This is a genomic window from Bradyrhizobium sp. RP6, assembly GCF_003837805.1.
GTDB lineage: Bacteria > Pseudomonadota > Alphaproteobacteria > Rhizobiales > Xanthobacteraceae > Bradyrhizobium.
On record NZ_RQIT01000035.1, the window covers coordinates 44,791 to 52,367 of the forward strand.

The following is a 7,577-nucleotide window of genomic DNA, read 5'->3' on the forward strand; positions in this document are numbered from 1 at the left end:
GCGCACGCGCCCTTACCCAGAGAAGGTATCCCCAAGTGGTTAATGTTAGTTCCTACAGGTAACTAGCAGGTTCAGATTTCGCCAGAGTTCAAAATGACTTCCATGAAATTTGCAACTTTGGCGGCGCGAATCGAGCGCTTCCCGATCGCCGGCAGCTTTACCATCAGCCGGGGCGCCAAAACCGAGGCGGTGACCGTCGTGGCGGAGGTAAGCCGGGACGGCCTGAACGGCCGCGGCGAGTGCGTGCCCTATCCCCGCTACGGCGAGACACCGGAGGCGACCCTTGCCGCCATCCAGGCCATGCAACAGGCCGTCGCGGGCGGGCTGACGCGGCAGGCCCTCCAGGCCGCCATGCCCCCCGGTGCGGCCCGCAACGCCCTGGATTGCGCCCTGATTGACCTCGAGGCCAAGGCGGTGGGCCTGCGGGCCTGGAACCTGCTCGGCCGCCCGGAGCCCGGCGAGCGCACCACCGCCTACACGATCTCGTTAGGTGCCCCCGAGGACATGGCCGCGGCGACCGCCAAAGCGGCGCACCGGCCCCTGCTCAAGATCAAGCTCGGCGGCGACGGCGATCCGGAGCGAATCGCAGCCGTGCGCAAGGCCGCCCCCAAATCGGAGCTGATCGTCGACGCCAACGAGGCCTGGACCGAGGCCAATCTGGAGCACAATCTTGCCGCCTGCGCCGCGGCGGGCGTCACCCTGGTGGAGCAGCCGCTGCCATCAGGCAAGGACGAGGCGCTGGCGCGGATCAAGCGGCCGCTCGCGGTCTGCGCCGACGAGAGCGTGCATGACCGCTCATCGCTCGCGCCCCTGCGCGAACGCTATGATGCCGTGAACATCAAGCTCGACAAGACCGGCGGCCTCACCGAGGCGCTTGCCATGGCCGATGCCGCGCAGGCGCTCGGCTTCGAGATCATGATCGGCTGCATGGTCGCAACCTCTCTGTCGATGGCGCCTGCGATGCTGGTGACGCCGCAGGCGCGTTTCGTCGATCTCGACGGCCCCTTGCTGCTGGCGCGCGACCGCGATCACGGACTGCGCTATGACGGCAGCCTGGTTTATCCGCCTGATTCCGCGCTGTGGGGATGAGCCGTGAACCGGTGCCGCGCCGACCAGATGACGAGCGCCCCGAGGCCGGCCATCGCGGCCATCACGTAATATAGACCGTCGCCGATGCGGGCGTAGATCGCGCCTGACGCGATCGAGGTCGCCGCGCCGAGCAGTCCGTTGCAAGCGGCATAATAGCCCTGCCCCCGCGCGATCTGATGCGCCGGGACGCGCTGCACCAGGAGATTCATTGTCCCGACAATGGTCATGCCGAAGGTGAGGCCATGTCCGAGCTGCACGATCGCGAGCAGCGCGAGCGGCGGTTCATGCGCGGTGACGATCCAGCGCACCACCGCGCTGAGCCCCCCGATCGCGATCATCGTGGACGGGTGGAGCGAAAAGCGCGGCGACAGCGCGAACACGAAAATCTCGGCGATCACGCCCAGCGTCCACAGGCCCGCGATCGTCAGCCCACTGATCCCATGGAGCTGCCAGTTGATGGCCGAGAAGGTATAATAGGCGACATGGCTGCCCTGGATCAGCGCGGCCGAGGCGATGACCGCCCAGAAGCCGGCATCGCGCAGCAGCGCCTTGCCGGCATGTCTCTCCGTCGTCCTGTGCCTGACATCGTCGAGCGGCTGAAGCAGCAAGCTGGCGAGAACCGCAACGACCGCCCAGGCCACGATGACCCAGATCAGATCGCGCGCCGCGATGACGTCGACGAGATAGCCGCAGGCGAGCGAGCCGGCGGCGAACGCCGCCGAGCCCCACAGCCGCAGGGGTCCGTAGTCGAGCCCGTAGCGGGCGACACCGCGCAGCGCATAGGCATCGGTCAGCGGCATCGTCGGCGTCCACATCATGCAGGTCAGCGCATAGATCAGGAACAGTGCCAGCGGCTGCTGCTGTAGTCCGACCGCCGTCAAGCCGATCGCGGTCGCCAGCACCGACACCATCATGGCGGCGCGAATGGCATGCCGCTTCTCGGCGAACGCCGTGACCTGCGGCAGCGTGGTGAAGCGCGTGATCGCCGGCAGCGCGTTGATGAGCCCGATCCAGGCCGCGTCGATGCCGATCGCCTTCAGCCAGACCGGGAAGAACGGCAGATGCGTTCCCGAGACCGCGAACACGGCCGAATAGAACAGGGCGAGGCTCACGGCGAATCGCCGCTTCTTCGCTGCCGCGATGGGAATTTGTGATTCGGACTGCATCAAACCAATTGCGATTCGGTCGATATCGTGGTGATCGTTACAGTAGCGCGCACTGATTTGCGCGACGAGATTGTCATGGCCAACGAAGCATTCGCCCTCTCGCCCATGTCTGCCCGCGCGGCCGAGCCGAACGAGCAGGATTACGACGCGATCCGCGAAGCCTTCATGGAGACCGCGCGCGGCCGCTGGTTCCTCGGCGAATACGCCAAGCGCAACCGCAATGCCGACACAAGCATGGTCCTGGATGCGGTCGCCAGAATCGAAGAAACCCTTGCGGCGCAGCGACAACCCGTCGTCGAGGACCGCCTGCCCGAAGCGCTGGTCGAGATCCGCCGCGCCATTCGCGAGGCCGAGACGATCGCGATCGCGGCGTTCGATCCCGCCGCGATCGAGGCGAGCCTCGCGCCGATCCCGCGCGGCGTGCGCATCATCAAGGAGATCTCCTGGCGCTGGCGCGAGATCGGCGCCGACGGGCGAATCTGCGACCTCATTGATTCGCAGCTCGCCTCGATCGAGGCCGCCTGCGGGCAGATCTCGACCCTTGATCCTCGCGTCGAGCTCAAGGCTGCGTTCGATCTGCTGAAGGATCGGGTCGAGCAGCTCGACGGCGGCGCAACGCCGCAGGCCGCGTCGGCTCCGGCGCAGGAGGCACCACCATCGGTCGCAGAAGCCTCGCCCGTCGAGACGGCGCCGGCCGCGATGGCGGGCGATGCCCCCGTGGCTTTTACGGAGACGCGCGAAGAGATCGCAGCAGCTCCGGAACTCGATGCAGCCGTCGAAGCAACGGCGGTCCCTGAAGCCGCCGCCATAGCCGAGCAGGCGATGGACGCGGCTGTCACACAGGAGATCGCGGCCGAAAGCCAGATTCCTGTCGAAAGCGCAGCGCTCGAAAACATCGCGCCTGATGATGCCGAGCTCGAACCCGTCGCGTTTGAAGAGCCGGCCCCTGAGCCGGAGGCCTTGACGGAATCAAACGAGGAGTTCTCGCTCGACGCCGCAGCCGAGGCCGAGGACGAAGCCATCCTTGAGGCCATCGCGATGGAGATGGCCGCGCCCGATCCCGACTTCGACGAGATCATCGAGCCGGTGGAGATGGCAGCCGCGACGCCGGAGCCGGCGCCCTCGGATGTCGTGGCGCCGATTGCTACCGCGCATCCGGAGTCGGTCGCAGCCGAGCCGGTCATCGCAGCCATCGCCGAAGAGCCCGCCGCGGACGCGCCGATCGCGCTGGACTCGCTCGCGCGTCTCACCGACGCCATCGCGGAAGCCGCCGCCGAAGTGATGGAGCAGCAGGCTCCGGCCATGGCGGCCGCCGCATCAATGGCGGCAGCCCCGACTGCGAAGCTGCCGATGCCCTCGCCCCTGCCCGCATCCATGTCCGACGCCTCGCTGGGCGCCACCATCCTCGCCAGCGGCATCCTGCAAAAACCCCGCGCACCGGTCAACGACCCGCTCGCCCCGATCCGCCGCATGACCCAGGCCGAGAAGATAGCGTTCTTCTCGTAAGGAGCGCGCGCTCAGCCCACACTCTCATTGTGCGCGAAGCAATCCAGAATCCCTCCGCGGAGACAGTCTGGATTGCTTCGCTGCGCTCGCAATGACGACGCTCGATCTTGGAACTCACGAACATGTCCCTCACCGAAGAGACCCTCACCCTCTGGAGGCCCGTCGGTCCAAAAGAGCTGGAGTTGATCCAGCAATCCGGCATGCGCGCGTTTCCGCCGCGCCTGCCCGACCAGCCGATCTTCTATCCGGTGCTGACCGAAGACTACGCCATCAAGATCGCGCGGGACTGGAATGTCCCGGCGAGCGGATCGGGCTTCGTGACCCGTTTTGCAGTCAAGCGCAGCTTCATCGAAAAATACGACATGCAGGAAGCGGGCGGGCGCTCACATCTGGAGTACTGGATTCCGGCCGAGGACCTCGATGCGTTCAATGCCGCAATCGTCGGCTTGATCGAGGTCGTTCGCAGCTTTCCCTAGCCGCCCCGCCTCACCCGCAATTCCACACCGCCCCGATCGGCGTGCGCGTCCAGCATGGGCCAAAGCTGCCGCCATTGTAGCGGCCGCCGTTGAAGCCCGGGCGGCCGAAATAGTGCCACTCGCCGTCCCAGCGGTAATACTGAGGAACCGGGTCGATGTACCAATGGCGCCGGTCGTTGCGCGCGAGGCGGCGCATCGCGTCCTTCTGCTTGTAGAGCGGAATGCTGTTGCTCAGCGGCTGGCGATAGCCGGGCAGGAAGCCATAACCCTTCCAGACCGGCTTGGGACGCTTTTGCGCGGCCTCAGCGGGCGCGACGGCGGGGAGCAGACACAGGATGATGGCAACGAATAGACACATGAGGCGGGACATGAATCGACGATAGACGCTCGCCTGTCGGAAGACCATTCAAATTCGAGTGGGAGGCTTTTTGCCGCTTCGACATGTCGGCCTGTCCCGTTAAGCTTGCCAGCGCAGCAGCAGCTGCGCGAATAATTTGCGGAGTGAACGCATGTCTGAAACACCGCACATCGGCGCTTTCGCCATCGTTCCAAGCAACGATCTTGCTGCTGCAATTCCGTTCTGGGAACGCCTCGGCTTCGCGCGCACGGGCGGCGATACCGGCTATGTCATCGTGACGGGCTGGGGATGCGAGGTGCATCTCACGCCAGCCGGGGACGGCCCGTGGCGCGTGCCGGAGCACAACCCCTTTGGCGTCTTCATTCGCACGCCGGAGGTCGAGGCCATCGCGGCGCGCGTGGACGATCTGATCATCCGTCCCGGCGGCGTGCTGCGTCACCGCGAATGGGGCATGTATGAAGTCGGCATCAACGGCCCTGACGGCCTCCTCGTTCGGATCGGCTGGCCCTCGGAGCTGATGAGGCCCGCTAGCTGATCACGCCCTTCCGGATCAGGAAGCAGCCATAGGCTCGGCTGTCGCCGACCTGCACGACGCCAAAGCCTGCCGCCGCCGCCCGATAGAAATCCGCCCGTGAGAGCTTGCCGGGTGTGACGGGGTGACCGGCCGCGCGCGCGATCTCCGCCAGCACCGCATGCTGCACCTCGGGCACCCTATCGGGATCGTCGACCGGCATCATCACGCGTACCGGATCGGGATCGAAATCGTCGAGCGGATAGACCGACATGATGGCGCGGATGGCGACCTCCATGCTCATGCCCGGCAGCTGGATCAGACGCTGCGACGAGGTGCTCTGCGCGATCCGGGTGGCCGGGTGATTGGCATCGACCAAAACGAGGTCGTCGCCATGGCCCATCGCGGCGAGCAGCCAGAGCAAATCGGGGGTGAGGATCGGATCGATCGATTTCAGCATGTGGCGGACTTCCTCCCAATCGATCGTCAACCATAGCAGGTTCCGAGCGTGATCCAGATCACGTACGCAGCCACGGTGATAGGGATCACGGACGGCAAGGCTCGAACGCGGTCACGCTTCCTCGCAACCAATCTCGCATCGAGATAAGTGCCAGAGGAGCACGCCATGTTCCGCCTAAAGCCTTTCCTGATGACGGCCAGCCTCGTGGGAAGCCTGTTCGGCTTCGCCTGCGGGCCCGTTTCCGCGCAGGTCGCCCCGGTCCAGCCTGCCCCCACCGTGCTGCAAGGCCCGGAGCAGCGGGTGGCGCTGGTGATCGGCAATGCGAACTACCAGAACGCGCCGCAACTTGCGAATCCCGACGATGACGCGCAATCGATGGCGCAGTTCCTGAACTCCGCCGGCTTCGAAGTGGTCGCCGCGACCGATCTGACCCAGAACGACATGCTCCGCGTGGTCCAGGACTTTTCCGCCAAGGTCGCCTCGCGCGGTCCCAACACGGTGGCGATGGTCTATTACGCCGGTCACGGCGTGCAGCTCGCCGGCGAGAACTATCTCGTTCCCGTCGACGCCAAGGTCTCCAGCCCCGCCGAGCTCGTCAACAATTCGGTGCGTCTCGTCGACGTGATGTCGACGCTGGAGACGATCCCGAGCCGGATGCGCATCGTCATCCTCGATGCCTGCCGCAACAACCCGTTCCCAGAAGTCAACGACGCCGGCCGGGGCCTCGCCATCGTCGACGCACCGAACGGCTCCATCGTCGGCTACTCGACCGCGCCGGGCGCCGAGGCGCTCGACGGCACGGGCGGCCACAGCCCCTATACGCAGGCCTTCCTGAACATCGCGCGCGAGCCCAACGTGCCGATCGAGCAGCTGTTCAAGCGCGTGCGCCTGCAGGTCAACCAGACCACGAGCGGCGGGCAGATCCCGTGGGAGAGCTCCTCGCTCACGAGCGACTTCACCTTCTTCGGTGACACCGCGGTTGCCGCCAACCGCGCGCCGGTGAGGGCACCTGTCGTGCAGATGGTCTCCAACCTGCCGAGCCGCTCGACACGCCAGGCTTATGATTACGTCGTGTCCGAGGGCCGTCCGGAATACTATCAGGAGTTCATCCAGATGTATCCGCACGACCCGCTGTGCGACCACGTCCGTTGGCTGCTCAAGAACCTCCTGATCTCGCAGGCCTGGCACAAGACGGTGCTCGCGAACTCGCCGCTTGCCTACAAGAGCTTCTACGACAACTACGGCAACAGCCCCTATGCGCAGGTCGCGCTGAAGCTGCAGGCCCAGCCCAAGCAGATCCCCCTGATGCAGGCGACCAAGTTCCTGGCGCCGCAGAACATTGCGCCGACCCTCAAGATCGGCAATCTCGGCCAGCCCAAATACATGCCGCTGCAGCAGGGCAATGGCGTGCAGGTGAACGGCAATCTGCCGGTCGTGCAGAAGCCGATGGATGGCAAGGTGATCGGCAAGCTCGGCCATGGCGGCCAGATCGTCACCCTGCCTGCGCCGACCAACACGAGCAAGAGCAATGGCGGCATCGGCAAGATCGTGACGCTGCCCGCGACCAACACCAAGCCGGACGCCGGCACCCGCACCCCGAGCAAGATCGTGAGCATGCCGGTGAATATCGCCAAGGGCGGATCGAAGATCGACGCGAAGCCAGTCAATGTTCAGACGCAGAACCAGCCGGTCCGCATCAACAACGGCAACACCGGCATCGTGAAGCCCAACACCACCCCGGTCAACAAGGTGCAGGTGCAGACCAACGTGCAAAACAGCCGTCCGCAGCTCAACACGGTGCCGAACCGCATGGTCAGCAGCAACAACAACTTCCGGCAGTCGATGAACCAGGCGCCGAGCATGAACGGCGGCGGCAACCGTCGCGGCGGCTTCATGCGCTGATCGCGCAAGAAAGAAGGTGCGCTCCCTCCCCCGCCTGCGGGGGAGGGTTGGGGAGAGGGTGCTTCCAAAATCGAGGGCCCCCCAAGAGGAAAGAGCCCCCACCCGGCGC

The 7,577-nt window shown here is 65.6% G+C and carries 8 protein-coding genes; 5 read left to right on the forward strand and 3 right to left on the reverse strand.

Annotation, left to right across the window (positions count from 1 at the left end; translation table 11 throughout):
* Positions 1 to 93 precede the first annotated feature (93 nt).
* Entirely contained in the window at positions 94 to 1,089 is a 996-nt protein-coding gene (dgcA, locus tag EHH60_RS34985; protein ID WP_124163753.1) for an N-acetyl-D-Glu racemase DgcA, read from the forward strand.
* Here dgcA and EHH60_RS34990 read toward each other — a convergent pair.
* A complete protein-coding gene (locus EHH60_RS34990; protein WP_124163754.1) occupies positions 1,059 to 2,255 on the reverse strand; it encodes an MFS transporter in 1,197 nt (398 codons plus the stop codon). The genes dgcA and EHH60_RS34990 overlap by 31 nt on opposite strands.
* A 75-nt stretch (positions 2,256 to 2,330) precedes the next feature.
* On the opposite strand from EHH60_RS34990, the gene EHH60_RS34995 reads away from it, so the two are divergent.
* The gene (locus tag EHH60_RS34995; RefSeq protein WP_199752420.1) at positions 2,331 to 3,761 is read left to right on the forward strand and encodes a hypothetical protein; all 1,431 of its coding nucleotides are present in this window, start codon (positions 2,331 to 2,333) and stop codon (positions 3,759 to 3,761) included.
* Between the two features lie 122 nt (positions 3,762 to 3,883).
* Positions 3,884 to 4,237, forward strand: a complete 354-nt coding sequence (locus tag EHH60_RS35000) for an ADP-ribosylation/crystallin J1 (RefSeq protein WP_124163756.1) — start codon at positions 3,884 to 3,886, stop codon at positions 4,235 to 4,237.
* A 10-nt stretch (positions 4,238 to 4,247) separates the two neighbouring features.
* On the opposite strand, the gene EHH60_RS35005 is transcribed toward EHH60_RS35000, so the two are convergent.
* The gene (locus EHH60_RS35005; RefSeq protein ID WP_199752422.1) at positions 4,248 to 4,607 is read right to left on the reverse strand and encodes a hypothetical protein; all 360 of its coding nucleotides are present in this window, start codon (positions 4,605 to 4,607) and stop codon (positions 4,248 to 4,250) included.
* Between the two features lie 139 nt (positions 4,608 to 4,746).
* Between EHH60_RS35005 and EHH60_RS35010 the strand changes: the two genes are divergently transcribed.
* The gene (locus EHH60_RS35010; protein WP_124163758.1) at positions 4,747 to 5,130 is read left to right on the forward strand and encodes a VOC family protein; all 384 of its coding nucleotides are present in this window, start codon (positions 4,747 to 4,749) and stop codon (positions 5,128 to 5,130) included.
* On the opposite strand, the gene EHH60_RS35015 is transcribed toward EHH60_RS35010, so the two are convergent.
* Positions 5,123 to 5,566, reverse strand: coding sequence for an RbsD/FucU family protein (locus tag EHH60_RS35015; RefSeq protein ID WP_124163759.1), 444 nt, complete (start codon positions 5,564 to 5,566; stop codon positions 5,123 to 5,125). The two genes, EHH60_RS35010 and EHH60_RS35015, sit on opposite strands and share 8 nt — an antisense overlap.
* A 165-nt stretch (positions 5,567 to 5,731) precedes the next feature.
* Between EHH60_RS35015 and EHH60_RS35020 the strand changes: the two genes are divergently transcribed.
* The gene (locus tag EHH60_RS35020) at positions 5,732 to 7,468 is read left to right on the forward strand and encodes a caspase family protein (RefSeq protein WP_199752424.1); all 1,737 of its coding nucleotides are present in this window, start codon (positions 5,732 to 5,734) and stop codon (positions 7,466 to 7,468) included.
* Positions 7,469 to 7,577: the final 109 nt, after the last annotated feature.

What these genes read in the sequence shown, in the direction of transcription:
- EHH60_RS35020 (WP_199752424.1), top strand. Translation starts at nt 5,732, where the DNA reads ATGTTCCGCCTAAAGCCTTTCCTGATGACGGCCAGCCTCGTGGGAAGC.
- EHH60_RS34990 (WP_124163754.1), bottom strand. Translation starts at nt 2,255, where the DNA reads ATGCAGTCCGAATCACAAATTCCCATCGCGGCAGCGAAGAAGCGGCGA.
- dgcA (WP_124163753.1), top strand. Translation starts at nt 94, where the DNA reads ATGACTTCCATGAAATTTGCAACTTTGGCGGCGCGAATCGAGCGCTTC.
- EHH60_RS35015 (WP_124163759.1), bottom strand. Translation starts at nt 5,566, where the DNA reads ATGCTGAAATCGATCGATCCGATCCTCACCCCCGATTTGCTCTGGCTG.
- EHH60_RS34995 (WP_199752420.1), top strand. Translation starts at nt 2,331, where the DNA reads ATGGCCAACGAAGCATTCGCCCTCTCGCCCATGTCTGCCCGCGCGGCC.
- EHH60_RS35000 (WP_124163756.1), top strand. Translation starts at nt 3,884, where the DNA reads ATGTCCCTCACCGAAGAGACCCTCACCCTCTGGAGGCCCGTCGGTCCA.
- EHH60_RS35005 (WP_199752422.1), bottom strand. Translation starts at nt 4,607, where the DNA reads ATGTCCCGCCTCATGTGTCTATTCGTTGCCATCATCCTGTGTCTGCTC.
- EHH60_RS35010 (WP_124163758.1), top strand. Translation starts at nt 4,747, where the DNA reads ATGTCTGAAACACCGCACATCGGCGCTTTCGCCATCGTTCCAAGCAAC.